Below are 26,242 nucleotides of genomic sequence, written 5' to 3'. Positions count from 1 at the left end.
TTGCGAAGCCTGGGCGGGTGCTCAGCGGAAGGCCGGCACCACGTGCTTGATGAACAGTTCCAGGGACTTCTTCTTCTGCTCGTAGGGCAGGCTGTTGTCGGCCCAGAAGCTGAACTCGTCGACGCCCAGCTCCTGGTAGTGGCGGATGCGCGCGATGATTTCCTCGGGGGTGCCGATCATGGTGTTCTTGCGGATGTTTTCCAGCTCGAACTCCGGGCGCTCCTTGAACTTCTCCTCGGGGCTGGGCGGCAGCAGGCCGTTGACCGGGGTCTGCTTGTTGCCGAACCAGGCGTCGAAGGTGCGGTAGAAGCGCGAGATGGCCTGCGCGCCGACCTTCCAGCCTTCCGGGTCGTCGGCGGTGTGCACGTGGGTGTGGCGCAGCACCATCAGTTGCGGGCGCGGCACGCCGGGGTTGTTGGCCAGGGCCGCCTCGAACTTGTTCTTCAGGTCGACCACTTCCTCGTCGCCCTTCATCAGCGGGGTGACCATCACGTTGCAGCCGTTGGCCACGGCGAAGTTGTGCGAGTCCGGGTCGCGCGCGGCGATCCACATCGGCGGGGTGGGCTTCTGGATCGGCCGCGGCGAGGAGGTGGCGGTGGGGAACTTCCAGATCTCGCCGTCGTGGGCGACGTCGCCCTGCCACAGCGCGCGCACCACCGGGACCATCTCGCGCAGGTACTTGCCGCCCTCGGTGGCCGGCATGCCGTTGGCCATGCGGTCGAATTCGTACTGGTAGGCGCCGCGGGCCAGGCCCACTTCCATGCGGCCGTTGCTGATCACGTCGAGCAGGGCGCATTCGCCGGCCACGCGGATGGGGTGCCAGAAGGGCGCGATGATGGTGCCGGCGCCCAGGCGGATGGTTTCGGTGCGGGCGGCCAGGTAGGCCAGCAGCGGCATGGGGCTGGGCGAGATGGTGTATTCCATGGCGTGGTGCTCGCCGATCCACACGGTGCTGAAGCCGCCGGCCTCGGCCATCAGCGTCAGTTCGGTGAGTTCCTCGAACAGCTGGCGGTGGCTGGTTTGCTCGTCGTAGCGCTCCATGTGCACGAACAGGGAAAATTTCATATCGCTTACCTCGAACCTTTTTTGTATCCGGCGCTGGGCGGGCCGGCGGATGGGATGCGCCTGCGCGCACCGCTGCTTCGGGGAATGGGCGCGGTCATGGCGATTGGCCACAAACGTGCTGGGTGTCCGTGGTTTATTGGTATACCATAATACGGAATATCTGCAAGGCGTTTCTGCCCGGCGCCACCCCAAGGAGTTAAGGATGAACCTCAAACAGAAACTGATCCTGGCCTTCGCCGCCATCGCCAGCCTGCCGGTGCTGCTGGTCGCCGTGCTGGTGATCTTCAACCTGCGCGGCGAGGCGCGGGAAGGCTTCATCGACAGCAGCAGCCGGGAAATCCGCCAGGTGGAGAACGCCATGCAGCTGTTCTTCGACGGCATCGCCCAGAACGTCGAGTACCTGGCCGCGCACCCGCAGCTGCAGGCCATCGACGGCAGCCTCAAGCAGTACATCGGCGCCGACGCCGCGCAGCACCCGGTCGGTGAGCTGGACCGCCAGGTGTTCGACCTGTTCGCCGGCCTGGCCCACAGCCACCCGGACTACGCCTACGTATCCCTGGGCACCCGCGACGGCGGCTACGCCTTCTGGCCGGGCGACGACAAGCTGGCCAGCTACGACCCGCGCAGCCGCCCCTGGTACCAGGCGGCCATGGCCCAGCCGGGCCGCACCCTGCGCACCCACGCCTACTACTGGGCGGCGGACAAGGTGGTGCTGGTCAGCAGCGTGCGCACCTTCGCCAACCGCCTCGGCGAGCAGGGCGGGGTGGTCAACATCGACGTTTCGCTCAAGCGCCTGACCGACATCGTCAAGGGCATCCGCCTGGGCGACAGCGGCTACCTGATGCTGATGGAAGGCGACGGCACCGTGCTGGTCGACCCGCACCAGCCGGAGCACAACTTCAAGAAGCTCGGCGAGCTGGGCGCCGGCTACGCCAGCCTGGCCAGCGCCGACAAGGGCCTGGTGGAGGTGGAGATCGACGGCGAGCGCTACCTGGCCAACGTCTGGCCGTCGGAGGGCCTGGGCTGGCGCTTCGTCGGCCTGATCAAGGAGAGCGAGGTGATGGCCGGGGCGACGCGCCTGACCTGGCTGGTCGGCCTGATCGCCGCGGTGATAGCGCTGGGCTTCGCCGGCGTGGGCGCCGTGTTCGCCGGCCTGGTGGTGCGCCCGGTGCGCGCGGTGGCCGACGGCCTGGAAGGCATCGCCCAGGGCGACGGCGACCTGACCGGACGCCTGGCGGTGCGCGGCCGCGACGAGACGGCGCAACTGGCCGGCTGGTTCAACCAGTTCCTCGAGGCCATCCGCCGCCTGGTGCAGCACATCGGCCAGGCCGCGTCCGGCATCCACCAGAGCGCCGGCAGCGCCAGCGGCACCTCCCAGGCCCTGGCCGAGGCCGCGGCGCGCCAGCGCGAGGCGGTGGACATGGTGTCCACGGCGTTCAACGAGATGGTCATGACCGCCAACGAGGTGGCACGCTCCTGCAGCCAGGCGGCGACTTCCGCCGACAGCGGCCAGCGCCAGGCCCACGACGGCCAGCAGCAGATCGACGAGGCGGTGGACAGCGTCGGCCGCCTGAGCGAGGAAATCGCCGGCTCGGCCAGCGCCATGCGCCAGCTGGAGCAGGACAGCAACGACATCCAGTCGATCCTCGGCACCATCCGCTCCATCGCCGAGCAGACCAACCTGCTGGCGCTCAACGCCGCCATCGAAGCGGCCCGCGCCGGCGACCAGGGCCGCGGCTTCGCCGTGGTGGCCGACGAGGTGCGCGCGTTGGCGCGGCGCACCGCCGAATCCACCGGCGAGATCGACGCGCTGCTGGGCAACCTGGCCCGCCGCACCCACGACACCGGCCGGCAGATGCAATCCAGCCTGGAAGCCTCGCAGCGCACCGTCGGCTCCATCCGCGAGGCCCGCGCCTGCTTCGGCGCCATCCGCGAGTCGGTGGACGTGATCCGCGACATGAACGCGCAAATCGCCACGGCGGCGGAAGAGCAGCACCAGGTGGCGGAGGAGATCAACCGGCACATCGCCCAGATCCACCGCGACGCCCAGGAAGTGGCAGGGCTGGCGGAGGCCACGCGGGGGGATGCGCAGACGTTGAATGGGTTGTCGGAGGAGTTGAATCGGTTGGTGTCGCGGTTCAGGACCTGATCGAGGTGGTGGGGGCTGTTCGTGCCACCGGGGTGTCCGGCGTGGCCGGTGAGTCCAATCGCGGACAAGGTCCGCTCGCCCTCCGGCAACACCCCCGTAGGATGGGTTGAGCGAAGCGATACCCATCACCGTGGCCGCATGGGTTTCGCAAGCTCAACCCATCCTACGAAGAGCACCTCGGCGCAGCCGGCAAGACAGTTGCTCGCACGGGCGTAGGAGCGGACTCTGTCCGCGATTCGGCGGATAACGCCGTACGGATTTCCAGAGAAACATCCAAGCGCACCGGAACGCCCCTTCAGAAGGCCGAGCGAAACCGCCGCTCAGGACAGCTCCCTCTCCCGCTTGCGGGAGAGGGTTGGGGAGAGGGCGCTCTTGAACCCAGCACCTACGCCCCGGGAAACACCGTTCGTGAGCAAGCTCGCTGGCAATCGGCGTCACGCCAAAGCCGGCAACGCCCCCATCTTCCCACGGCAATAAACCATCGGCTGCACCCGCTGTTCCGGCACCACCAGGTTCTTCACCGCGCCGACCATGATCGCGTGATCCCCACCCTCGTACTCACGCCACAACTCGCACTCGATCACCGCAGTGGCGCCCTCCAACAGCGGATTGCCCAGCTCGCTCAGCTGCCAGTCGATGCCCAGGGCCTTGTCCTTGCCCTTCCTGGCGAAGCTGTAGGCCTCGCGCTGTTGCTCGGCGGAGAGCAGGTGGATGGCGAACTGCTTGCGGCGGATCAGCACCGGGTAGGAGTCGGAGGTGTAGTTGGGGCAGAACAGCACCAGCGCCGGGTCCATCGACAGCGAGCTGAAGGCGCTGGCGGTCAGGCCCACCAGCTGGCCGTCCTCGTCCAGGGTGGTGATCACGGTCACGCCGGAGGGGAAGGAGCCCATGACTTGCTTGTAGAGGTTGGCGTCGATCATTGCGGGTACCTGCTGCCACGGGGGCTGGCGATTGAGGAATTATTTTCGTCTGATGGTATACCGTATTATTGAAAGTTCAAGCCCCTGGATGACCGCCAGTCGGTTGCCGACGAACGTCGTGCAGGCGGCTGGAATCCGCGTGTTTACTGGGCTCGAAGGCTTCTGCGGGGTGCCGGGAAGGGCGTCCGGGTAGACCATGGTCGGAGCCGTTGGCGGGGAAAAGGCTTGCCGGAATCTTGGAATACCATAATATGGTGTTCGCCTAAGCATGCCTGCCAGCCCTTTCCGGGGCTTGCTGCCGAAGGCAAATTTCATACGTGGCTTTCGTACAAAGAAGACAAGAAGATGCTGTCCATGATGTTCCCCCGCCGCGCCCCCGACCGGGCCTGGCTCGATGATTCCCCGAGGTTGCACCCGCCCCTGGACCGCCGGTCCGGCGCCAGGCCGTCCGCGGCCTGATCCCGCAACCCCGATTCCCGACTGTCCGCGCCCGCAGTGGAACGCCGTCGGCCTCGTGGCCGGCCGATCCGTGCTCGCGCCCGGCCATCCGCAGCGAGCCAGAAGATGTCCCATACCGAGTCCACCCCGCTCATCGAGAACCACACCGTCGACTACGTGCCCCCGGCCGAGCGCCATGGCCGTGCGCGCGACCTGTTCACCCTGTGGTTCAGCACCAATATCGCGCCGCTGCCGGTGGTGACCGGCGCCATGGTGGTCCAGGTCTACCACCTGGACCTGCTCTGGGGGCTGGTGGCGATCTTCCTCGGGCACATGCTCGGCGGCGTCGGTATCGCCCTGGCCTCGGCCCAGGGGCCGCAGCTGGGCATCCCGCAGATGGTGCAGAGCCGCGGCCAGTTCGGCCGCTACGGCGCGCTGCTGATCGTGTTCTTCACCGCGCTGATCTACCTGGGCTTCTTCATCTCCAACATCGTCCTGGCCGGCGAATCCATCCACAGCATCGCCCCGGCCGTGCCGCTGCCGGCGGGCATCCTGCTCGGCGCCCTGGGCGCCACCGCCATCGGCGTGATCGGCTACCGCTTCATTCACACCCTCAACCGCATCGGCACCTGGGTGATGGGTGGCGCGCTGCTGGTGGGCTTCGCGTGGATCTTCTGCCAGCAGCTGCCGGCGGACTTCTTCAGCCGTGGCGGCTTCAACCTCTCCGGCTTCGTCGCCACCCTGTGCCTGGGCATCATCTGGCAGGTCAGCTTCTCGCCCTACACCTCGGACTACTCGCGCTACCTGCCGGCCAGCGTCGGCATCGCCAGGCCGTTCTTCGCCACCTTCTTCGGCGCGGTGCTGGGCACCAGCCTGTCGTTCAGCTTCGGCGCGGTGGCGGTGCTGGCCACGCCCGAAGGCACCGAGGCCATGGCCGCGGTGAAACAGGCCACCGGCGTGTTCGGCCCGGCGCTGATGGTGCTGTTCCTGCTCAACATCATCAGCCACAACGCGCTGAACTTGTACGGTGCGGTGCTTTCCATCGTCACCTCGATCCAGACCTTCGCCGCCCAGTGGACGCCCAGCGTGCGCCTGCGCGTGGCGTTGTCCTCGCTGGTGCTGGGCGGCAGCTGCCTGGTGGCGCTGAGCGCCTCGGCGAACTTCATCTCGCAGTTCATCGGGCTGATCCTCACCCTGCTGCTGGTCCTGGTGCCCTGGGCCTGCATCAACCTGATCGACTTCTACTTGGTCAAGCGCGGGCGCTACGACATCGCCTCGATCTTCCGCGCCGACGGCGGCATCTATGGGCGCTTCAACCCGCACGCGATCACCGCCTACGCCATCGGCATCCTGGTGCAGTTGCCGTTCGCCAACACCGCGCTCTACGTCGGGCCCTACGCCAACTACCTGGAAGGCGCCGACCTGTCCTGGCTGGCCGGCCTGCTGGTGACCTGCCCGCTGTACTACTGCCTGGCCACCCGCGGCCGGGCACGTGAAAGCCTGCGGCAGGGGCGCCTGGGCCTGGCCGACTGATTCCTCGTTCCACTCTCCGCCCCGCCTTGAGAGCAGCTCTGGCGGGGCTTTTTTTCGTCTGCGGGAAGCTCGGGCGGCGGATAACCGCGAACGGTTATGCGCCCTACGGGGCCGTTTGGCATCAACCTGTAGCGGGCCCTGCCCGCGAAATCGCGCGCAGGGCGCGCTCCTACAGGGAATGGTGTGGGTGGGGCGGCGTAGGAGCGGATCTTATCCGCGAGGCGCGCCGGTGGTTCCGGCTATCGCGGACAAGGTCCGCTTGTGTCAGCGACTTTCGATAGGATCGAAGGTGAGAGCGACGGGAGGCAAGCTGCAGGTCCGCGGTGTTGCGAGCACGAGTAGGAGCCCAAGCTGCCTCCCGCCGTCCTCTGACTCAAGCCCGAACAGTTGAACGAGCTAAACCTCGAACCACAAGCGTGGGCAGTCAGAGTGCTCTCGCCGTGCAGTTTACGAGGGTTTGGTCATGACGTGTTGGGTCGGTATCGATGTCGCCAAGGATTCGCTGGCCGTATGGCTGCGTCCACAAGGCAAGAGCTTCAGCGTTTCCAATGACGAGCAGGGCCACCAGCAGTTGCTGGCGCTGTTCGCCGAGGAAAAGCCCGAACGTATCGTGCTGGAGGCGACCGGCGGTTATGAGTGCGGAGTGATGTTCAGCCTGTCTCGTGCCGGTCATAGGGTTTCACGGCTTAACCCCACACGGGTGCGAGCCTTTGCCACGGCCATGGGCAAGCTGGCCAAGACCGATCCCATCGATGCAGCCGTCCTGGCGCATCTGGCGCAGACGCTGGAGGAAGCGCCCAGCACGGTGCCTTCGCCAGAGCGCGAGCGGCTACGGGAATTGGTGCAACGCCGAGAGCAACTGGTCAGCCAGCGCGATGATGAACGTCGTCGTTTGCATCAAGCCCGGGACTCCTTCGTCCGCCAATGCCTGGAAGGCGCCATCAAGGCGCTTAAAGAAACGATCCGCGGCTATGACAAGGAAATTGCCAAAGCGATGAACGTCGTGGACGCAGAACAGGCCCAGCAATTATGCCAAGTCAAAGGCGTGGGGCCGGTCACCGCGGCTGGGCTGCTGGCCTATCTGCCGGAGCTGGGACAACTGAACCGCCGCCAGATCGCCGCCCTGGTGGGCCTGGCCCCGTACAACAGCGACAGCGGGCAGAAGTCGGGACAGCGCCGAATCCGGGGAGGACGAGGAATGATCCGGCGCATCCTGTACATGACGACCTTGTCGATTATTCGCTATCAGGAAGACTTCGCCCGCCGCTACCAAGGCCTGCGCGAGAACGGTCGATGCGCCAAGGTTGCCCTGGTGGCCTGCATGCGTGTGCTCATCGTGCGGTTGAACGCCATGGTCAGGGACGGTACCTGCTGGAGAACAGGTACCGTGCAGCAGTGAAAGACAGTTGCTCCTACGGGGGAGGAATGCCGTGCCGCCCGGCAATTTGTAGGAGCGGGCCCTGCCCGCGATTCGCGCGCAGGGCGCGCTCCTACAGGGGAATGGTGTGGGTGGGGTGGCGTAGGAGCGGATCTTATCCGCGAGGCGCGCCGGTGGTTCCGGCTATCGCGGACAAGGTCCGCCTCTACGGGGCGTGCCGTGCCTCCCGGCAATCTGTAGGAGCAACTGTCTTGCCGACTGCACCGAGGCGCTTTTCGTAGGATGGGTTGAGCCTTGGCGAAACCCATGCTGCCACGGCGATGGGTATCGCTTCGCTCAACCCATCCTACGGGGGTCATATTTGCTGGGAGGTAGGTAAGCGGGCCCTGCCCGCGATTTCGCGCGCAGGGCGCGCTCCTACAGGGGAATGCAGCAGGCAAAAAAAGCCCCCGGCCGCCACAACGGCCGGGGGCGCAAGGGACTTCAAAGGGTCAGTGCGCGCCCTTCACCAGGTCGCTTTCGTTCCACTGGTTGTAGACGCAGGCGTCGGCCGCGGCCCAGCGCACGCGCACCGGGCTGCCCGGGTGCAGCGGCTGGCCGCCGGAGAGGGCCTTGAGGGTCAGCTGGGTGCCGCCCACGGTGGTCACGCTGCAGGTCTGGCTCTCGCCGAGGAACACCACTTCCTGCACGGTGGCGCCGAGTTCGTTCCAGCCGGCCTGCAGGGGTTGTGCGGCGGCCTGTTCGGCGCTCAGGGCCAGGGCCTTTTCCGGGCGGATCATCAGCACCAGGTCCTGCCCTTCGCGCAGGCCGCCGGTGGGGCGGATGGCCAGGCTGGCGCTCTCGAAGCGCGCCGCGGCATTGCCCTGGGCCTGCACGCGGAGGAAGTTGGAGTTGCCGAGGAAGGAGGCGACGAAGGTGTTCGGCGGGTTCTGGTAGAGGTCGTAGCCGCTGCCCAGGCCGACGATCTTGCCGTGGCTGAAGATGGCGATGCGCTGGGACAGGCGCATCGCCTCTTCCTGGTCGTGGGTGACGTAGACGATGGTGATGCCGAGGCGGCGGTGCAGGTGGCGCAGTTCGTCCTGCAGGTCTTCGCGCAGCTTCTTGTCCAGCGCGCCCAGGGGCTCGTCCATCAGCAGGATGCGCGGCTCGTAGACCAGCGCGCGGGCGATGGCCACGCGCTGCTGCTGGCCGCCGGAAAGCTGCGCCGGGCGGCGCTGGGCGAACTTCTCCAGTTGCACCAGCTTGAGCATGGCGTCGACGCGGCGCTCGCGGGCGTCGCCCTTCTGCTTGCGGATGTCCAGCGGGAAGCCGATGTTGTCGCGCACCGACAGGTGCGGGAACAGCGAATAGCGCTGGAACACCATGCCGATGTCGCGCTTGTGCGGCGGCACGTTCACCAGCGACTTGCCTTCCACCAGGATTTCGCCGCTGCTGGGCGTCTCGAAGCCGGCCAGCATCGACAGCGTGGTGCTCTTGCCCGAGCCGCTGGAGCCGAGGAAGGTGAGGAATTCCCCGTCGCGGATGTCGAGGTTGATGTTGTCCACGGCGGTGAAGTCGCCGTAGTGCTTGTTCAGGTTGCGCAGGCTGACCAGGGTCCCGCCCTGCGCGGTTTCTTGGATGACGGCACTCATTGTCTGACTCCTCGCGCTCAGGCGCTGACTTCATTGCGCCGGCGCAGCAGCGCGGCGGCGAGCATCACCAGGACCGACAGGCCGATCAGCAGCGTCGAGGCGACGGCGATCACCGGGGTCAGGTCCTGGCGCAGGGTGGTCCACATCTTCACCGGCAGGGTCTGCAGGGTCGGGCTGGCCATCATCACGCTGAGCACCACTTCGTCCCAGGACACCAGGAAGGCGAACAGGCCGCCGGCGACCATGCCCGGGCGGATGGCCGGGAAGGTCACCTTGAACACCGCCTGCAGGCGCGAGGCGCCGCAGATCACCGCGGCGTCCTCGGTGGACTGGTCGAACAGCTTCAGCGAGTTGATGATCGAGATGATGGTGAAGGGCAGGGCGACTATCACGTGGCTGACCACGAAGGCGAACAGCGTGCCGGTGTAGCCCAGCTTGAGGAACAGCGCGTACACCGCCACGGCGATGATCACCAGCGGCACTATCATCGGCAGGGTGAACAGGCCGTAGAGCAGCTCGCGGCCGGGGAACCTGCCGCGCACCAGGGCGAAGGCGGTGGGCAGGCCCAGGGCCACCGCGCAGATGGTGGTCAGCACCGCGACCTTGAGGCTGGCCAGGGCCGCGTCCATCCACTCGGGGTTGGCGAAGAACTGCGCGTACCACTTCAGCGTCCAGCCCGGCGGCGGGAACACCAGCCACTGCGAGGAGCCGAACGACAGCAGCACGATGAACACGATCGGCAGCAGCAGGAAGGCGGCGATCAGGCCGGTGGTGAGGTACAGCCCGCCGCGCAGGCGCGGGCCCATGGCATTGGGGGAGAGCAGCATGGCGGCTTACCTCGCGTTACTGGCGCCGACCGGGGATTCCGGCTGCACTTTCAGGTAGACGTAGAACAGCACCAGGGTGATCAGGATCAGCAACGCCGCGGCGGCGCTGGCCAGGCCCCAGTTGAGGAAGGACTGCACCTGCTGGACGATGAATTCCGGCAGCATCATGTTCTGCGCGCCGCCCAGCAGCGCCGGGGTGACGTAGTAGCCCAGGGACATGACGAACACCATCAGCCCGCCGGAGAACAGCCCCGGCCGGCACAGCGGCAGGAACACCTTGAAGAAGTTGCTCCAGGGGCTGGCGCCGCAGATCGAGCCGGCCTGCAGCACCATGGGGTCGATGGCCGCCATGGTCGCCTGCAGCGGCAGGACGATGAACGGGATCATGATGTAGCTCATGCCGATCACCACGCCGGTGAGGTTGTGCACCAGCTCCAGCGGCTGGTCGATGATGCCCAGGGCCATCAGCGCCTTGTTGATCACCCCCGAGGCCTGCAGCAGCACCAGCCAGGAGTAGGTGCGGGCGAGCAGGCTGGTCCACATCGACAGCAGCACGATGTTCAGCAGCCAGCGGCCCCAGCCGCGCGGCACCAGGGTGATCGCCCAGGCCAGGGGGAAGCCCAGCAGCAGGCTGATCAGGGTGACCAGCGCGCCGACCGCGAAGGTGTTGAACAGCACCCGGGTGTAGGCCGAGTTGGCGAACAGCTGGGCGTAGTTGTCCAGGCCCGGGGTGGGTTCGAGCACGCCGCGCAGCAGCAGCCCCACCAGCGGGGCGAGGAAGAACAGGCCGAGGAACAGCAGGGCCGGCAGCAGCTTGGCCGAACCGCGCCAGGGCGACACGCCTTGCGGCTTCATCGGCGACCTCGTTTGCACCGCGTCGGCGGCGCGCGCGGCGCCGTCGACGGGAGTGGAGCGGCCGTGGGGAACGGCCGTCATTTTCACTTGACCAGCCATTCGTTCCACCGTGCCGCGATGGCCGGGCCGTTCTTGGCCCAGTACGCGTAGTCGAGGGTGATCTGATCCTTAGCGTAGGCGGTCGGCAGGTTGGGGGCGAGGTCGCCCTTGAGCTGGCCGACGCTGTCGAGGTTCACCGGGGCGTAGGCGGTGAGGTTGGCGAAGTCGGCCTGGCCCTTGGCGCTGGAAGCCTCGGCGAGGAACTTCATGGCCGCGTCCTTGTTCTTCGAGCCCTTGGGCACCACGAGGAAGTCGGCCATGACCAGGTTCTGCTTCCAGCTCACGCCCACCGGCGCGCCGTCCTGTTGCAGGGCGTAGATGCGGCCGTTCCAGAACTGCCCCAGGGTCGCCTCGCCGGAGGCCAGCAGTTGCTGGGACTGGGCGCCGCCGCCCCACCAGACGATGTCCTTCTTGATGCTGTCGAGCTTCTTGAAGGCGCGGTCCAGGTCCAGCGGGTAGAGCTTGTCGGCGGGCACGCCGTCGGCCAGCAGGGCCAGTTCCAGCACGCCGGGGCTCGGCCACTTGTACAGGGCGCGCTTGCCCGGGTAGGTCTTGGTGTCGAACAGCGCGCTCCAGTCCTGCGGGGCATTGCCGCCGACCTTGCCCTGGTTGTAGCCGAGCACGAAGGAGAAGTAGAAGGAGCCGACGCCGTGGTCGGAGACGAAGCGCGGGTCGATGCGCTCGCGCTTGACCACGTTGAAGTCCAGCGGCTCCAGCAGGCCTTCGGCGGCGGCGCGCAGGGCGAAGTCCGCCTCCACGTCCACCACGTCCCACTGCACGTTGCCGCTTTCGACCATGGCCTTGAGCTTGCCGTAGTCGGTGGGGCCGTCCTGCACCACGCGGATGCCGCTGGCCTGGCTGAAGGGCTCGGCCCAGGCCTGCTTCTGGGCGTCCTGGGTGGTGCCGCCCCAGCTGACGAAGCTGATCGCGTCGGCGGCGCTGGCGGCGGTGCCGGCCAGGCCCAGGATGGCGGCGAGAGTCGCCGCGACTGCACGTTTCTTGAACACCATGTACATGCCCTCGTTGTTGTGTTTGTGCGCGGGCAGGCGGTCTGTGCCTGCCCATCAGGAGCAGTGGCCATCTGGGCCTGTCAGGGTCGGCCTTGTCCGGAGCGTCGTTCGGGCTGCCCGTGTTCGGGGTGGCGGAACAATCGTCGGCCTACGGAATGTCATATTATGGTATTCCAAACTTTCTGCAAGTCTCCTCCCCGTTCCAGGCCCCGTGGATTGCCGCTTGGCGCCGTCCCTGGCGGCTTTTCGGCTGCCGCCCGGTGGCGGCAATCGACTGATTTTTCTAGCCTTTATCCACATGTCCGGGCGCCGGCGAGCTGGCCGGCGGCCAGTATCGGCCGACCGGTGGTCAGGCCTCGGTTGCCGGCTTCCAGTCGTCGAAGGGCAGGCTTTCCACCACTTCCAGGCCATAGCCGGTGAGGCCGGCGTATTTCAGCGGCGGGCCGAGGTGGCGCAGCTTGCCCACGCCCAGGTCCTGGAGGATCTGCGCGCCGGTGCCGATCTCCGAATAGATGCGCGACTGCGAGCGGGTGAACGGCCGGCTCGGCTGGGTGAGCTGCGGCACGCGCTCCAGCAGCGCCTGGGACGACTCGTGGTTGGCCAGCACCACCACCACGCCGCGGCCTTCCTCGGCCACCCGTTGCAGCGCCGCCCACAGCGTCCAGTTGGGCGGCCCGGCGTATTCGGCACCGACCAGGTCGCGCAGCGGGTCGATCACGTGCACGCGCACCAGGGTTGGCTCGGCGGGGTCTATGTCGCCCATCACCATGGCCATGTGCACGCCGCCCTCGATGCGGTCCTCGAAGGTCACCAGGCGGAAGCTGCCGTGCACCGTGGGCAGCTCGCGCTCGCCGATGCGCCGCACGGTGTGCTCGGTGCTCAGGCGGTAGTGGATGAGGTCGGCGATGGTGCCGATCTTGATCCCGTGCTGCGCGGCGAAGGCTTCCAGCTCGGGGCGGCGGGCCATGCTGCCGTCGTCGTTCATCACCTCGACTATCACCGCCGCCGGCGTCAGCCCGGCCAGGCGCGCCAGGTCGCAGCCGGCCTCGGTGTGCCCGGCGCGGGTGAGCACGCCGCCCTCGCGGGCGCGCAGCGGGAAGATGTGCCCGGGCTGGACGATGTCCTCGGCGCTGGCGCCCGGCGCCACGGCGGCCTGCACGGTGCGCGCGCGGTCGGCGGCGGAGATGCCGGTGGTCACCCCGGTGGCCGCCTCGATGGAGACGGTGAAGGCGGTGGAGTAGGGGCTGCCATTGTTCGGCACCATCTGTTCCAGCCCCAGGCGCTGGCAGTGTTCCTCGGTGAGGGTCAGGCAGATCAGCCCGCGCGCTTCGCGGGCCATGAAGTTGATGGCCTCGGGCGAGCAGAACTCGGCGGCCAGCAGCAGGTCGCCCTCGTTCTCGCGGTCCTCGTCGTCCACCAGCAGCACCATGCGGCCCTGGCGGAAGTCCTCGATGATTTCTTCGGTGGTATTGAACGGCATGACCGGCTCCGGGGTGTGGCAGTCAGGAAATTCTGGTATACCATCATACACAAAATATCCATCGCCAAGAGGTTGCCATGAAGGCCTACTGGATCGCCCACGTGGACGTCACAGACCCCGAGCAGTACAGCCAATACACCCGCCGCGCGCCAGCGGCCTTCGCCCTGTACGGCGGCCGCATCCTCGCCCGCGGCGGCCGCTCCGAAGCCCTGGAAGGCCGCCCGACGCCGCAGCGCAGCGTGGTGATCGAGTTCGATTCCTATGAGCAGGCGGTGGCCTGCTATCGGTCGAAGGAATACCAGGAGGCCTGGGCGCAGCGGCAGGGGGCGGCGAGGGCGGAGGTGATCATTGTCGAGGGCGTCGAGCCCTGAGGGTGGGGGTTTTCGTAGGAGCGAGTTTGCTCACGAACGGAGTTTCCCGGTGGCTCTGGTGTGCTGGATTGGCTCCGCAACCCTCTCCCCAGCCCTCTCCCTGAAGGGAGAGGGGGCTTGTCCGTGCCGAGAGGAGGAGTGGTTTCAGTCGGTAGTCTCTGTGCTAGCCGGCTAACGCCGAAACACCCGAACACTCTGAACGGTCCCCTCTCCCTTCAGGGGGAGGGTTAGGGAGAGGGAGCGGAGTCAACCAAAAACACCGTAGTCACCGGGTGGCACCGTTCGCGAGCAAGCTCGCTCCTACGAAAAGCAGAAAGCGCAATCAGCGAATGAAATGAATCTTCCCGCTATCGTCATTCCCCATGTAGATCCCATACACCCCCGCCTGCCGCTCCTCGATATAGCGCTCGAGAATCTGCCGGATCGCCGGGTAGTAGATCTGCTCCCAGGGAATGTCCTCGGGCGCGAAGAAGCGCCGGTCCAATGTCTCCGGCCCGTAGGCGTCGGCGATCTCCAGGGCCTGGGCGCGGAAGATGATGTAGACCTCGCTGATCTTCGGCACGCTGAAGATGGAGTAGGGCGAGAGGATTTCGGCGCGCACGCCGCTCTCTTCCCAGACCTCGCGCAGGGCTGCCTGCTCGGTGGTCTCGCCGCTTTCCATGAAGCCGGCCGGCAGCGTCCAGGTGCCGGGGCGCGGCGGGATGGCGCGCTGGCACAGCAGGTAGAGGCCGTCGCGCTCGATGATGCAGCCGGCGATGACCTTGGGGTTCTCGTAGTGGATGTAGCCGCAGGCGCCGCACAGCAGGCGCTCGTGGGTGTCCCCCGGCGGCTGGCGGCGCTCCATCCGGTCGCCGCCGCACTGCGGGCAGAAGCGCGGGGCGGGCATGGCGTCAGCGACCTATGCGCGGCTCTTTGAGGACGATGGGGGTGGCGATCTCGCGGACCTTGCCACCCTCTTCCTGCTTGGACTTCAGGTAGTCCAGCGCCACCTTGGCCGCCGCGCGCACGTGGTCCACCGAGGCCTGGTGCGCGGCCGCCGGGTCGCCGCTCTTGATCGCCGCGACCATTTTCTCCATCTCCTGGTTGCTCGCCCCGCGGCGGTTGGCCTGGGACACCGAGGTGGCGCGCAGGTAGCTGATGCGCGCTTGCAACTGGCGCAGCTGGGTAGCGGCGATGCGGTTGCCCGAGCCCTCCAGCAGCACGTCGTAGAAGCCCTGCACCGAATCCAGCACCTGCTGCAGGTCGCCTTCCTCCAGGGCCTTGCGGTTCTCCTCGAGGGCGCGTTCCAGGGCGCGGATGTCCTTGGCCTTGGCGTTGAGGGTGAACAGCTGGACGATCAGCCCTTCGAGCACGCAGCGCAGCTCGTAGATGTCGCAGGCGTCTTCCAGGGTGATGATGGCTACCCGCGGGCCCTTGGCGTCGGCGAACTCCACCAGCCCCTCGGACTCCAGGTGGCGCAGGGCCTCGCGCACCGAGGTGCGGCTGACGCCTAGGCGGTCGCAGAGGTCGCGCTCGACCAGGCGGTCGCCGGGCAGCAGCTGGAAGTTGAGGATGGCGCCGCGCAGCTTGTCCAGCACAATCTCGCGCAGGGTCACGGGGTTGCGGTTGACCTTGAAGCTATCGTCGAGGGGCAAGCGTTTCATGTGGTCCGCTCTGGTAATGGCTGTCCGTAGGGTGAAGCGGCCTAGCCCTGGGTCTCGGCATCGGCCTCGGCGAAGGCCTCGCGGGCCAGGCGGAAGCTGTCGACCGCCGCCGGGATGCCGCAATAGATGCCGACCTGGAGCAGGATTTCGCGGATCTGCTCGCGGCTGAGCCCGTTGCGCAGGGCGCCGCGGATGTGCAGCTTCAGTTCGTGCGGCCGGTTGAGGGCCGAAATCATCGCCAAGTTTATCATGCTGCGTTCTTTCAGCGACAAACCCTCGCGGCCCCAGACGTGGCCCCAGCAGTACTCGGTGACCAGCTCCTGCAGCGGCTTGCCGAAGTCGTCGGCCGCGGCCAGCGACTTGTTCACGTAGGCCTCGCCCAGCACCTGGGTGCGGATCGCCAGGCCCTTGTCGTACTTCTCGTTGCTCATCGCATGCTCCTGCTTTCATGTAGGAGCAACTGTCTGCCGGCTGCTCCGAGGGGCTTCTCGCAGGATGGGGCGAGCTTGCGAAACCCATGCGGCCGTGGCGATGGGTATCGCTTCGCTCAACGCCATCCTGCGTCGGTGTTTCTCCTGTACCTGTAGGAGCGAGCTTGCTCGCTCCCACGAGGACGGGACGGTCAGGCCAACTGCGGCAGGGCGCCGAGCTTGCCGCGGTGGTAGACCATGGGCGTCACCGCCTGCTCGGGCAGGATCAGGTTCTTCACCGCGCCGACGATGATGGCGTGGTCGCCGCCGTCGTACTCGCGCCACAGCTCGCACTCGATGATCGCCGTGGCCTTGGCCAGCAGCGGGTTGCCCAGTTCGCTCAGGTGCCAGTCGATGCCCTTGGCCTTGTCCTTGCCCTTACCGGCGAAGGCATAGGCCTCGGCCTGCTGGTCGGCGCACAGCAGGTGGATGGCGAACTGCTTGCTGTCGCGCAGGATCGGGTAGGTGTCCGAGGCGTAGTTGGGGCAGAACAGCACCAGCGCCGGCTCGATGGACAGCGCGCTGAAGGCGCTGGCGGTGATGCCGACGATGCCGCCCTCGGCGTCCAGGGTGGTGACCACGGTCACCCCCGAGGGGAAGGAGCCCATGACTTCCTTGTAGATTCCGGGTTCGATCATGGTCTGTTCCTCAGCGCATCACGAAGGGGTCGGGCATGGGCGCCTGCGAGAGGTTGATCCACACCGTCTTCAGTTCGGTGTAGGCCAGCACCGAGTCGATGCCGCTCTCGCGGCCGTAGCCGCTCTGGTGGAAGCCGCCGATCGGCGCCATGGCCGAGACCGCGCGGTAGGTGTTGACCCAGATGATCCCCGAGCGCACGTCGCGCGCCAGGCGGTGGGCGCGGCCCAGGTCGCGGGTCCAGATGCCGGCGGCCAGGCCGTACTGCGAGTCGTTGGCCAGGGCCAGCGCCTCGGCTTCGTCGTCGAAGGGGATGACCGAGGCCACCGGGCCGAACACTTCCTCCTGCATGATGCGCATGGAGTGGCTGTCGCAGGCGAACAGCGTCGGTTCGTAGTACCAGCCTTCGCCCTGGCCCTCGGGGCGCTTGCCGCCCATCAGCAGGCGCGCGCCCTCGGCCTGGGCCGCGGCCACCAGGCCTTCGACCACCGCCAGTTGCTGCGCGGTGGCCATGGGGCCCATCTCGCTGGCGTCTTCCTGCGGGTTGCCGATGCGGATGCGCTGGGCGCGTGCGATCAGGCGGGCGACGAACTCGTCGTAGATTTCGCGCTGCACCAGCAGGCGCGAGCCGGCCACGCAGCTCTGCCCGGTGGCGGCGTAGATGCCGGCCACCACGCCGTTGATGGCGCTGTCCAGGTCGGCGTCGGCGAAGATGATGTTCGGCGACTTGCCGCCCAGCTCCAGGGACAGCTTGGCGAAGTTCTCCGCGCTGCTGCGCACCACGTGGCGGGCGGTGGCGGCGCCGCCGGTGAAGGCGATCTTGCGCACCAGCGGGTGGCGCGTCAGGGCTGCGCCGGTGCTCGGGCCGAAGCCGGTGACCACGTTGACCACGCCGGCCGGGAAGCCGGCTTCCAGGGCCAGGCGGGCCAGTTCGAGGATGGTCGCCGAGGCGTGTTCCGAGGGCTTTAGCACGATGGTGTTGCCGGCGGCCAGGGCCGGGGCCAGCTTGATCGCGGTGAGGTACAGCGGGCTGTTCCAGGGGATGATCCCGGCCACCACGCCCAGCGGCTCGTGCACGGTGTAGGCGAACATGTCCGGCTTGTCGATCGGCAGGGTGCCGCCTTCGAGCTTGTCGGCCAGGCCCGCGGTGTAGTGGAAGAACTCCGGCAGGTAGCCGACCTGGCCGCGGGTCTCGCGGATCAGCTTGCCGTTGTCGCGGCTCTCCAGCTGGGCCAGGTGCTCCCTGTTCTCGGCGATCAGGTCGCCCAGGCGGCGCAGCAGCTTGCCGCGGGCGGTGGCGCTGAGCTTGCGCCAGGCCGGATTGTCGAAGGCCTTCTGCGCGGCCTGCACGGCGCGCTCGACGTCTTCCTCGGCGGCGTCGGGCAGCAGCGCCCAGGGCTGCGCGCTGGACGGGTCGAGGCTTTCGAAGGTCTTGCCGGAAAGCGCATCGAGCCATTGGCCGTCGATGCACATCTGGAAGCGGGCGAGTGTCATGCGACTATCCCCTTGGTCTGGTTCGGCAGGCTCAGGGCCTGGTGCAGGAAGTCCAGCAGCACCTGGTTGACCAGGCGCGGCGACTCCACCGGCATCATGTGGCGCTGTTCATCGAGTATGGCCACCTGCGCGCCGGGAATGCGCGCGGCCAGCTGCCGGGCCATCTCCGGGGTCGAGCCGGGGTCCAGCTCGCCGGTGGCGACCAGGGTCGGCGCCTGGATGCTGCCCAGGTCGTCGGCGCGGTACATGTCCTGGGTGGCGAACAACTCGTAGGTGGTCAGGTAGCCCTGCGGGTCGTTGCTCGCCAGTGTCTGGCGGATGGCCGCGATCTGCGCCGGGTTGGCGGCCTGGTACTCGCGGCTGAACCAGCGCGACAGGGCCGCCTCGGCGTTGGCGTCGGGGCCGTGTTCGGCGGCTTGGCGGGTGCGCTCGATGACGCCGGCGCGCTGTTCGGCGCTGCGGTTGAACACACTGTTGAGGATCACCAGCCCCTGCAGCCGCTGCGGATGGTGCAGGGCGAAGGCGCGCGCCACCAGGCCGCCCATGGAGAAGCCGATGACCGTGGCCTGCGGGATCTGCAGGTGGTCGAGCAACTCGCGCAGCTGCGCGGCGTAGCCGACCAGCCCGGTGCCCGCTTCGGGGCGCGGGCTGGCGCCGTGGCCGAGCATGTCGTAGGCGATGACCCGGTAGTGCGGGGCCAGGCCGACGATCTGCCCGCCCCACATTTCCTTGTTCAGGCCCACGCCGTGGATCAGTACCACGGGCTGGCCCTGGCCGGTCGCCAGGTAACTGGTGCCGGCCGGTGTGTGTTCAGCGGTGAGCCGAATCATGGAACGCTCCTGCACTGGCCGCGGGATCACTGGGCCTGCTCGGCGGCCAGCTCTTCCAGGTCGATGTAGCGGTTGCCGATGCGCGGGTGCAGGCGGCCGCCGTCGGCGGCGCCCAGGACCACGATGATCTCGTCGGCGCGCGGCGCGTCCTCGATCTGCATCTCCAGGGTGATGTAGTGCGAACGCAGGCCCTCGTCGTCCTTGTGCATCATCGGGACCTGGATCGAGGTGCCCGGGCCGCCGCGCTTGTTGGTGAAGCTCAGGTAGCTCTTGGCGTCCACCGCCTTGCGGTAGTGGTTGCCGAAGCGCAGGGTGTGGATCACCGCCGAGGCATGCTCGATCTCGCCATCGGCGCCGACCACGGCGGCCTTGCCATAGGCCTCGATCCTGTCGGCGCCACCGATCAGCGCGGTCAGGCGCTCGACCATCAGCGCGCCCAGCTCGGAGCAGTTGGCCTTGATCTCCGGCTTGAGGTCCTCGACGAAGCCGCGGCCCGCCCAGGGGTTCTTGATCACCACGGCCAGCCCGGCCATGGACACCGGTTTCTCGGCAGCCTTGCCGCCCTCGATGAAGGTTTCCTCGACGTAGCTGACGATCTTGCGGATTTCGAAGCTCATGGGCACTCCTTGGGTGTCTCTGTGCGATTTGGTCTGATGGTATACCATAATATTGGAAGTGCAAGAGGCAGGGTGGCAAAGGCGGTGGGGTCTGGCGACGGATGGTTGAGGAGGGGCTTGTCGGAAGGCTCGGGGACTCAGCGGGAATGGGCTTTGGTTGCTTGGTGAGGAGGGGTTGGTGTAGCCGGTTCAGGGCACGGTTGACCTGCCTCTGTCTTCCGTCATGGGCGGTCGGGAAAGTAGCATTACGCTATCAGGCACAAGGACCAAGGGAATGGCGAAGTCGACTTTTGCACGGGAACTGGAACGAGCACTCATCAAGGCGGTCATCGGCCTCGGGGCGGGCCTGCTGATCTGGTTCGTGGGGATGCAGGTGATCACCCACACCTTCTCCAACATGCAGGAGGAAATGCTGGTCAACACCCACGCAGCCCAGGAGCGAGCCAATGCGAAGCTTCGGGAGCTACAGGCTAGGCAAGAGGCCGAGCGTCAGCAACGGCAGGTCCGCCAGACGATGTCCGAAGAAGAAGCTCGCCGGCAGTCTGCGGTGGAGCAGCAGCGAGCGAACGAGGCATGGGCAGCCCAGATCGAACGGCAACGGGAGAAAGATGCTGCGTGGCAGGACTTCTACAAGGAGCCGCGGGGTTGCAGCAACTGGCAGACAGACCAACAGATGGTGGAATGCCAGAACCAGAAGCTTCGTGCCAAGCGCGAGTTCGAGCGTAAGTGGAAGGCTGGGGAGATTGCTGGCAAGGGCTAGGGGGCCGGTGGCTCCGAGAGCCAAATGGGTGGTGGGCGCTCTGGTTGACAGCTGGGCGCTGCAGAAAGATGACGTGGAAGTTTTGGTGATGGCAAAATGCAGTCATCCATGACAAGGAGGTCGCATGCGCGCCATCGCTTTCACTGCACTCGCATTTCTCACTGCCACTGCCATCAGCGGATGTTCGACGCGGGTCGCCGACCTGACGGTAGCCAGTACCAAGAATTTCAACCTGCACTCATCCGCCATTTCCACCGGCAAGCGCGTCGAAGGTAGCGACAGTGTAGCTATCGTGCTTTTCCCGCTGGGCAATCCGAACCTGAAGACCGCTATTGACCGGGCAGTGGAGAAAGATCGTTGTGCCGTCGGCCTGTCCGACGTGGTGATCAATCAGGAGTTCTTCGCGTTCATCTTCGGGTATGCCGAGGTCAACGTGAAAGGCAACCTGATCATCGACAACGAACAGCCGGGATGCGGCGGCTACGCACAGGATTACCGCCAACAACCGCCCCAGAGCTGGCAGGCTCCCGCCACCTCATACAGCAGCAGGGACCAGCAACTCCAGCAACTCCAGCAACTGCAGCAGCAACAGGGCAACCTGAGCTACGAGGAATACCAGCGACGCTATCGGCAGATCATGGGGCAGTGAGCCCGGCCGCGAGCGCGAAAACGAAAAAGGCCCAGGTTTTCACCTGGGCCTTTTATATGGATGGCGCATCCGGCGGGATTCGAACCCACGACCCCTGCCTTCGGAGGGCAGTACTCTATCCAGCTGAGCTACGGATGCGCATGGCCGCGGCTGGCGCGGCAGGCGGCAATCATACGCATCTGATCGGCTTGCGTCCATCGTTCGGGCATGGCTCCGGTTAATTCGAAATCGGTCTGCCGCCCGTCGGCCGGGGCTGGCCTGGAGGCGCCGGGTGGCATGTACTTTCGTTGGTTTTTTCGAACGACCCCTTGCCCTTTGGGGGATGGGGCCCTAGGATGCGTTTGACATTTCAAACGCCCACCACAACAACAGGAGACAGGGGAATTGGCGTCACAGTACCCGGCCTCGTGCCAGTGGGATGACCGACTTCCGTACTGCCTGGCGAATGCGCGCGATGCCGTGCAGCAGCCGATTCCTGCAGTGGTGGCGTTTCCGCAGCGTATCCCGTCCATGGACCTCCCGGTTGACCTGACCGGCTACGGCTACCGCCGTGGTCCGTTTTCGCGCGCCCGTGCGCGACGATCGGCGACCCTGCGCTAGCGCCGGTGCCGTCCCCTGGCGGGCGGCGCGGCGGGACGATGGAACGGGTGGGGCGAGCGCCCCTCCAATGCTTCCCGGACAACAAGAGCAGGCGGGGTAGTCGAGGTAGACCCGCTGCTTATGGCTTTCCTCGAAGGAGACTGGTCATGCAACTCAATGATGCCAAGCTGTTCCGCCAACAGGCCTACATCGACGGTTCCTGGGTGGACGCCGACAGCGGTCAGACCATCAAGGTCAACAACCCGGCCACCAACGAGATCATCGGCAGCGTGCCGAAGATGGGCGCCGCCGAGACCCGCCGCGCCATCGAGGCTGCCGACAAGGCCCTGCCGGCCTGGCGTGCTCTGACCGCCAAGGAGCGCGCCAACAAGCTGCGCCGCTGGTTCGAGCTGATGATCGAGAACCAGGACGACCTGGCCCGCCTGATGACCATCGAGCAGGGCAAGCCGCTGGCCGAAGCCAAGGGCGAGATCGCCTATGCCGCCTCCTTCCTCGAGTGGTTCGGCGAAGAAGCCAAGCGCATCTATGGCGACACCATCCCGGGCCACCAGCCGGACAAGCGCATCATCGTCATCAAGCAGCCGATCGGCGTCACCGCGGCCATCACCCCGTGGAACTTCCCCTCGGCGATGATCACCCGTAAAGCCGGCCCGGCCCTGGCCGCCGGCTGCACCATGGTGCTCAAGCCCGCTTCGCAGACTCCGTATTCCGCCCTGGCGCTGGCCGAGCTGGCCGAGCGCGCCGGCATTCCGAAAGGCGTGTTCAGCGTGGTCACCGGCAGCGCCGGCGAGGTCGGCGGCGAGCTGACCAGCAACCCGATCGTGCGCAAGCTGACCTTCACCGGTTCGACCGAGATCGGTCGCCAGCTGATGGCCGAATGCGCCAAGGACATCAAGAAGGTGTCCCTGGAACTGGGCGGCAACGCGCCCTTCATCGTCTTCGACGACGCCGACCTGGATGCCGCCGTCGAAGGCGCGCTGATCTCCAAATACCGCAACAACGGCCAGACCTGCGTCTGCGCCAACCGCCTGTACGTGCAGGACGGCGTGTACGACGCCTTCGTCGAGAAGCTGAAGGCCGCCGTGGCCAAGCTGAACATCGGCAACGGCCTGGAGAGCGGCGTGACCACCGGCCCGCTGATCGATTCCAAGGCCGTGGCCAAGGTCGAAGAACACATCGCCGACGCCGTGGGCAAGGGCGCCAAGGTCGTCGCCGGCGGCAAGCCGCACGCCCTGGGCGGCACCTTCTTCGAGCCGACCATCCTGGTCGACGTGCCGAAGAACGCGCTCGTTTCCAAGGACGAGACCTTCGGCCCGCTGGCCCCGGTGTTCCGCTTCAAGGACGAGGCCGACGTCATCGCCATGTCCAACGACACCGAGTTCGGCCTGGCCTCCTACTTCTACGCCCGCGACCTGGGCCGCGTGTTCCGCGTGGCCGAGGCCCTGGAGTACGGTATGGTGGGCATCAACACCGGCCTGATCTCCAACGAGGTCGCGCCGTTCGGCGGCATCAAGGCCTCGGGCCTGGGCCGCGAAGGTTCGAAGTACGGCATCGAGGACTACCTCGAGGTCAAGTACCTCTGCCTGGGCGGCATCTGATTTCCCGTGGGCGCGGGGGTGGCAGGCAAGAGCCGGCAGCCACCCCCGCGCCGGCGTTTTCCGGTGGTGGCACCGGACAACCCACCCGGCGGGCCGCAAGTGCCGCGACAGTCGATCATCGTATGCTGTCGCGAGTGGCTTCTCCCCGTCTTCATCCTTTGACCCGGCCGACCGATGAGCGGCCACTGAGGAAGCTATGAGCAAAACCAACGAATCCCTGCTGCAACGCCGCCAGGCCGCCGTTCCGCGCGGCGTGGGCCAGATCCACCCGGTCGTCGCCGAGCGCGCCGAGAACGCCACCGTGTGGGACGTCGAAGGCCGCGAGTACATCGACTTCGCCGGCGGCATTGCCGTTCTGAACACCGGCCACCTGCACCCGAAAGTGGTCGCCGCCGTTCAGGAGCAACTGACCAAGCTGTCCCACACCTGCTTCCAGGTGCTGGCCTACGAGCCCTACATCGAGCTGGCCGAAGAGATCGCCAAGCGCGTGCCGGGCAACTTCCCGAAGAAGACCCTGCTGGTCACCTCCGGCTCCGAAGCGGTCGAGAACGCCGTGAAGATCGCCCGTGCCGCCACCGGCCGCGCCGGCGTGATCGCCTTTACCGGCGCCTACCACGGCCGCACCATGATGACCCTGGGCCTGACCGGCAAGGTCGTCCCGTACTCCGCCGGCATGGGCCTGATGCCGGGCGGCATCTTCCGCGCTCTGGCTCCGTGCGAACTGCACGGCATCAGCGAAGACGAGTCGATCGCCAGCATCGAGCGCATCTTCAAGAACGACGCCCAGCCGCGTGACATCGCCGCCATCATCATCGAGCCGGTACAGGGCGAGGGTGGCTTCTACGTCAACTCCAAGCCGTTCATGCAGCGCCTGCGCGCCCTGTGCGACGAGCATGGCATCCTGCTGATCGCCGACGAAGTGCAGACCGGCGCTGGCCGTACCGGCACCTTCTTCGCCACCGAGCAACTGGGCATCGTCCCGGACCTGACCACCTTCGCCAAGTCCGTCGGCGGCGGCTTCCCGATCTCCGGCGTCGTCGGCAAGGCCGAGATCATGGACGCCATCGCCCCCGGTGGCCTGGGCGGCACCTACGCCGGCAGCCCGATCGCCTGCGCCGCGGCCCTGGCCGTGCTGAAGGTGTTCGACGAAGAGAAACTGCTGGAGCGTTCGCAAGCCGTTGGCGAAACCCTGAAGGCCGGCCTGCGCGAGATCCAGGCCAAGCACAAGGTGATCGGCGACGTCCGTGGCCTGGGTTCGATGGTCGCCATCGAGCTGTTCGAAGGCGGCGACGTGAACAAGCCGGCGGCCGAGCTGGTCAGCAAGATCGTCGTGCGTGCTCGCGAGAAGGGCCTGATCCTGCTCTCCTGCGGCACCTACTACAACGTGATCCGCTTCCTGATGCCGGTGACCATCCCGGACGCCCAGCTGAAGCAAGGCCTGGCCATCCTGGCCGAGTGCTTCGACGAACTGGCCTGATCGGCTCGTTCGGCAGTACCGGAAGAGGCCCGCGCAAGCGGGCCTTTTCTTTTTCCGGGGTTCCGCTCCGGCTGCGGCGCCGTGACGCATCTACCCCCTTGGTCGTATCGGAGAGCGCCGCCGCATCAGCTATCCTGTCCTGCGCGCGATGTCGTCCGGGCCGCCCTCTGGCAGGCACCTTGCGACTCGGTTAAGGTGCGCGCGCATCTGCGAGAGGATCTCCATGACAGCACTCAGCGCCGCGCCGACCGTTCTGGTCGCCGCCGCCGACCCCTGGAACCGCGAACTGCTTGGGCAACTGGTGCTGAGCGTGCGTTGCGACGCGGCCATCGAATACTGCGAGGACGGTGACCAGGCCATCGATGCCTGCCGCTTGCGCGCCTTCGCCCTGGTGCTGGCCGAGCAGGAACTGGCCGGCACCGACGGCATCGACCTGCTCCGCCACCTGCGCCGCAGCCGCCGCGGGGCAAATGCGCCGGACTTCATCCTGATCAGCGCCAAGGCCGATGGGGCCAGCGTGCGCGCGGTGCTGCCGCTGGCGCCCAGCGCCTACCTGGTCAAGCCGTTCAATGCCGAGGACTTGCGCCAGCGCCTGCGCAGCCTGTTGCTGGAGCCGGGGCAGGAAGTCAGCTGCGCCGTGCCCCGGGAGCCCACCGGCAGCCTGGCCGACTTTCTCGCCGAGGCCCGCGATGCCGCCGAGGGCGCGCCCCTGCTGGCGGAGGTCGGCGAGTCGGCGAGCCGTTGCCTGAACACCGAGGGCGTCAGCCTGGAGCAGTTGGAGGAAGAATTCGGTCGCGACCCGCAGATCACCGCCTGCCTGATCGCCGCGGCCAACAGCGCCGCGCGGCACGTCGGCATGCCCTGCCTGACCCTCGCCCAGGCGCTGGCCCGCCTCGGCCTGGCCCAGGCCTGCAACCTGGTCCTGGGGCTCAGCCTGGAGCGCGCCGCACAGCTTGTGGAGCCACGCCTGAAGGAGCGCGCCGCGGCGTTCTGGGCGCTTTCCCAGCGCACCGCGGATGCCGCCGAGGCCCTGGCCGAGAGCCTCGACGTCGACGCGCCACGCTGCTACACCGCGGGCTTGCTGCATTGCCTGGGCGACCTCGCGGTGCTGCGTACCCTGGAAGAGTGGTGCCGGCGTGGCGGGGCGCTGGAAGACCAGGAGATCGACGACAGCCTCAAGGCCTTCGGTGCCAGTTTCGGCTCCACGCTGCGCGCGCGCTGGCGCCTGCCGCTGGAGCTGCGCGGGCTGGTCGCCGCGTGCTACGGCATGGGCAGCGGGGTGTTCTCGCGCAAGGCGCTGATCCTCAACCTGGCGGCCAGGGCGGCGCGTTTGCCGGCGTCCCAGGCTGGGCAGTTGAAGGAAGAGAAGGCGCTGCGGATGCTTGGGCTGGGGCCGGTGGAATTGCAGTTGCTGCAGAAGTTCTGTGACGCCGAGGAGCCAAGCGCTTCGTAGGATCAACCGTTTTCCGGCTGCACGAGAAGCCGTGCCCGCCGGTTGTGGTGGGAGCGGCTGTCTTGCCGGCTGCGCCGAAGCGCTTTTCGTAGGATGGGTTGAGCTTGCGAAACCCATGCGGTTGCGGTGATGGGTATCGCTTCGCTCAACACCATCCTACGAAAAGCCGTGCTTCCTGGAACGTAGGAACTTTTCCGCGATAGCCGGACGTTCCGGCGCGATTCGCTGTCCTGCGCCGCCCCACCTGCGCCATTCCCCT

Annotated in this window: 23 protein-coding genes, 1 tRNA gene and 1 pseudogene; 10 read left to right on the top strand and 15 right to left on the bottom strand. The window is 67.0% G+C overall.

Annotated elements, in window-relative coordinates; translation table 11 throughout:
• Positions 1 to 21 precede the first annotated feature (21 nt).
• A complete protein-coding gene (locus PM1_RS28785; protein WP_009615016.1) occupies positions 22 to 1,065 on the bottom strand; it encodes an LLM class flavin-dependent oxidoreductase in 1,044 nt (347 codons plus the stop codon).
• Here PM1_RS28785 and PM1_RS31460 point away from each other — a divergent pair.
• Positions 1,040 to 2,356: pseudogene (locus PM1_RS31460) on the top strand (cache domain-containing protein); the annotation flags it as partial. The gene PM1_RS28785 and the pseudogene PM1_RS31460 sit on opposite strands and share 26 nt — an antisense overlap.
• A 129-nt stretch (positions 2,357 to 2,485) precedes the next feature.
• Entirely contained in the window at positions 2,486 to 3,214 is a 729-nt protein-coding gene (locus PM1_RS31455) for a methyl-accepting chemotaxis protein (RefSeq protein WP_370686638.1), read from the top strand.
• A gap of 434 nt (positions 3,215 to 3,648) precedes the next feature.
• On the opposite strand, the gene PM1_RS28775 is transcribed toward PM1_RS31455, so the two are convergent.
• Complete coding sequence (locus tag PM1_RS28775) at positions 3,649 to 4,134, bottom strand: flavin reductase family protein (RefSeq protein WP_009615019.1); 486 nt, start codon at positions 4,132 to 4,134, stop codon at positions 3,649 to 3,651.
• 564 nt (positions 4,135 to 4,698) lie between these two features.
• Between PM1_RS28775 and PM1_RS28770 the strand changes: the two genes are divergently transcribed.
• A complete protein-coding gene (locus PM1_RS28770; protein WP_009615020.1) occupies positions 4,699 to 6,105 on the top strand; it encodes a purine-cytosine permease family protein in 1,407 nt (468 codons plus the stop codon).
• A gap of 463 nt (positions 6,106 to 6,568) precedes the next feature.
• Entirely contained in the window at positions 6,569 to 7,504 is a 936-nt protein-coding gene (locus tag PM1_RS28765) for an IS110 family transposase (protein WP_009615021.1), read from the top strand.
• Between the two features lie 470 nt (positions 7,505 to 7,974).
• Here PM1_RS28765 and PM1_RS28760 read toward each other — a convergent pair whose 3' ends face one another.
• The 5 genes from PM1_RS28760 to ribBA all read right to left on the bottom strand — a co-directional run bounded on the left by PM1_RS28760 (position 7,975) and on the right by ribBA (position 13,385).
• Entirely contained in the window at positions 7,975 to 9,114 is a 1,140-nt protein-coding gene (locus PM1_RS28760) for an ABC transporter ATP-binding protein (RefSeq protein WP_009615022.1), read from the bottom strand.
• Between the two features lie 17 nt (positions 9,115 to 9,131).
• Positions 9,132 to 9,941, bottom strand: a complete 810-nt coding sequence (locus tag PM1_RS28755) for an ABC transporter permease (RefSeq protein WP_009615023.1) — start codon at positions 9,939 to 9,941, stop codon at positions 9,132 to 9,134.
• Between the two features lie 6 nt (positions 9,942 to 9,947).
• Positions 9,948 to 10,895 (bottom strand): ABC transporter permease, encoded by a 948-nt coding sequence (locus PM1_RS28750; RefSeq protein WP_024128816.1) that lies wholly within the window; start codon positions 10,893 to 10,895, stop codon positions 9,948 to 9,950.
• Complete coding sequence (locus PM1_RS28745) at positions 10,880 to 11,905, bottom strand: polyamine ABC transporter substrate-binding protein (protein WP_009615025.1); 1,026 nt, start codon at positions 11,903 to 11,905, stop codon at positions 10,880 to 10,882. The genes PM1_RS28750 and PM1_RS28745 overlap by 16 nt, the downstream gene beginning before the upstream one ends.
• 349 nt (positions 11,906 to 12,254) lie before the next feature.
• Positions 12,255 to 13,385, bottom strand: coding sequence for a bifunctional 3,4-dihydroxy-2-butanone-4-phosphate synthase/GTP cyclohydrolase II (gene ribBA / locus PM1_RS28740; protein ID WP_009615026.1), 1,131 nt, complete (start codon positions 13,383 to 13,385; stop codon positions 12,255 to 12,257).
• Positions 13,386 to 13,462: 77 nt separating this feature from the next.
• Here ribBA and PM1_RS28735 point away from each other — a divergent pair, with 77 nt between their 5' ends.
• The gene (locus PM1_RS28735) at positions 13,463 to 13,756 is read left to right on the top strand and encodes a DUF1330 domain-containing protein (protein ID WP_009615027.1); all 294 of its coding nucleotides are present in this window, start codon (positions 13,463 to 13,465) and stop codon (positions 13,754 to 13,756) included.
• Between the two features lie 322 nt (positions 13,757 to 14,078).
• Here PM1_RS28735 and PM1_RS28730 read toward each other — a convergent pair whose 3' ends face one another.
• From PM1_RS28730 to PM1_RS28700, 7 genes are all read right to left on the bottom strand, one after another.
• Positions 14,079 to 14,642, bottom strand: a complete 564-nt coding sequence (locus tag PM1_RS28730; RefSeq protein WP_009615028.1) for an NUDIX hydrolase — start codon at positions 14,640 to 14,642, stop codon at positions 14,079 to 14,081.
• 4 nt (positions 14,643 to 14,646) lie between these two features.
• Positions 14,647 to 15,399: a GntR family transcriptional regulator gene (locus PM1_RS28725; RefSeq protein WP_009615029.1), complete on the bottom strand. Its 753-nt coding sequence runs from the start codon at positions 15,397 to 15,399 to the stop codon at positions 14,647 to 14,649.
• Between the two features lie 41 nt (positions 15,400 to 15,440).
• Positions 15,441 to 15,830 carry a carboxymuconolactone decarboxylase family protein gene (locus tag PM1_RS28720; protein ID WP_009615030.1) on the bottom strand — a complete coding sequence of 130 codons (390 nt, stop codon included), beginning with the start codon at positions 15,828 to 15,830 and terminating at the stop codon, positions 15,441 to 15,443.
• 191 nt (positions 15,831 to 16,021) lie between these two features.
• Positions 16,022 to 16,507: a flavin reductase family protein gene (locus PM1_RS28715; protein ID WP_009615031.1), complete on the bottom strand. Its 486-nt coding sequence runs from the start codon at positions 16,505 to 16,507 to the stop codon at positions 16,022 to 16,024.
• A 10-nt stretch (positions 16,508 to 16,517) separates the two neighbouring features.
• Positions 16,518 to 17,999 carry an aldehyde dehydrogenase gene (locus tag PM1_RS28710; RefSeq protein ID WP_009615032.1) on the bottom strand — a complete coding sequence of 494 codons (1,482 nt, stop codon included), beginning with the start codon at positions 17,997 to 17,999 and terminating at the stop codon, positions 16,518 to 16,520.
• A complete protein-coding gene (locus PM1_RS28705; RefSeq protein WP_009615033.1) occupies positions 17,996 to 18,829 on the bottom strand; it encodes an alpha/beta fold hydrolase in 834 nt (277 codons plus the stop codon). Before PM1_RS28705 ends, PM1_RS28710 begins: the two co-directional genes overlap by 4 nt.
• 26 nt (positions 18,830 to 18,855) lie before the next feature.
• Positions 18,856 to 19,446 carry an amino acid synthesis family protein gene (locus PM1_RS28700; protein WP_009615034.1) on the bottom strand — a complete coding sequence of 197 codons (591 nt, stop codon included), beginning with the start codon at positions 19,444 to 19,446 and terminating at the stop codon, positions 18,856 to 18,858.
• 274 nt (positions 19,447 to 19,720) lie between these two features.
• Here PM1_RS28700 and PM1_RS28695 point away from each other — a divergent pair, with 274 nt between their 5' ends.
• Positions 19,721 to 20,206 carry a hypothetical protein gene (locus PM1_RS28695; protein WP_009615035.1) on the top strand — a complete coding sequence of 162 codons (486 nt, stop codon included), beginning with the start codon at positions 19,721 to 19,723 and terminating at the stop codon, positions 20,204 to 20,206.
• Between the two features lie 124 nt (positions 20,207 to 20,330).
• The gene (locus tag PM1_RS28690) at positions 20,331 to 20,855 is read left to right on the top strand and encodes a hypothetical protein (protein WP_009615036.1); all 525 of its coding nucleotides are present in this window, start codon (positions 20,331 to 20,333) and stop codon (positions 20,853 to 20,855) included.
• 61 nt (positions 20,856 to 20,916) lie between these two features.
• On the opposite strand, the gene PM1_RS28685 is transcribed toward PM1_RS28690, so the two are convergent.
• Positions 20,917 to 20,993 (bottom strand) — tRNA-Arg (locus PM1_RS28685).
• A gap of 608 nt (positions 20,994 to 21,601) precedes the next feature.
• Here PM1_RS28685 and gabD point away from each other — a divergent pair.
• From gabD to PM1_RS28670, 3 genes are all read left to right on the top strand, one after another.
• Positions 21,602 to 23,053 carry an NADP-dependent succinate-semialdehyde dehydrogenase gene (gene gabD, locus PM1_RS28680; protein ID WP_009615037.1) on the top strand — a complete coding sequence of 484 codons (1,452 nt, stop codon included), beginning with the start codon at positions 21,602 to 21,604 and terminating at the stop codon, positions 23,051 to 23,053.
• Positions 23,054 to 23,249: 196 nt separating this feature from the next.
• Positions 23,250 to 24,530: a 4-aminobutyrate--2-oxoglutarate transaminase gene (gene gabT, locus PM1_RS28675; RefSeq protein WP_009615038.1), complete on the top strand. Its 1,281-nt coding sequence runs from the start codon at positions 23,250 to 23,252 to the stop codon at positions 24,528 to 24,530.
• Between the two features lie 223 nt (positions 24,531 to 24,753).
• On the top strand, positions 24,754 to 25,983 hold the full coding sequence (locus tag PM1_RS28670) for an HDOD domain-containing protein (RefSeq protein WP_009615039.1): 1,230 nt from the start codon (positions 24,754 to 24,756) through the stop codon (positions 25,981 to 25,983).
• Positions 25,984 to 26,242: the final 259 nt, after the last annotated feature.

The organism is Pseudomonas sp. M1, from assembly GCF_022760135.1.
Lineage (GTDB): Bacteria > Pseudomonadota > Gammaproteobacteria > Pseudomonadales > Pseudomonadaceae > Pseudomonas > Pseudomonas citronellolis.
This window is presented reverse-complemented; position numbering and strand designations above follow the sequence as displayed.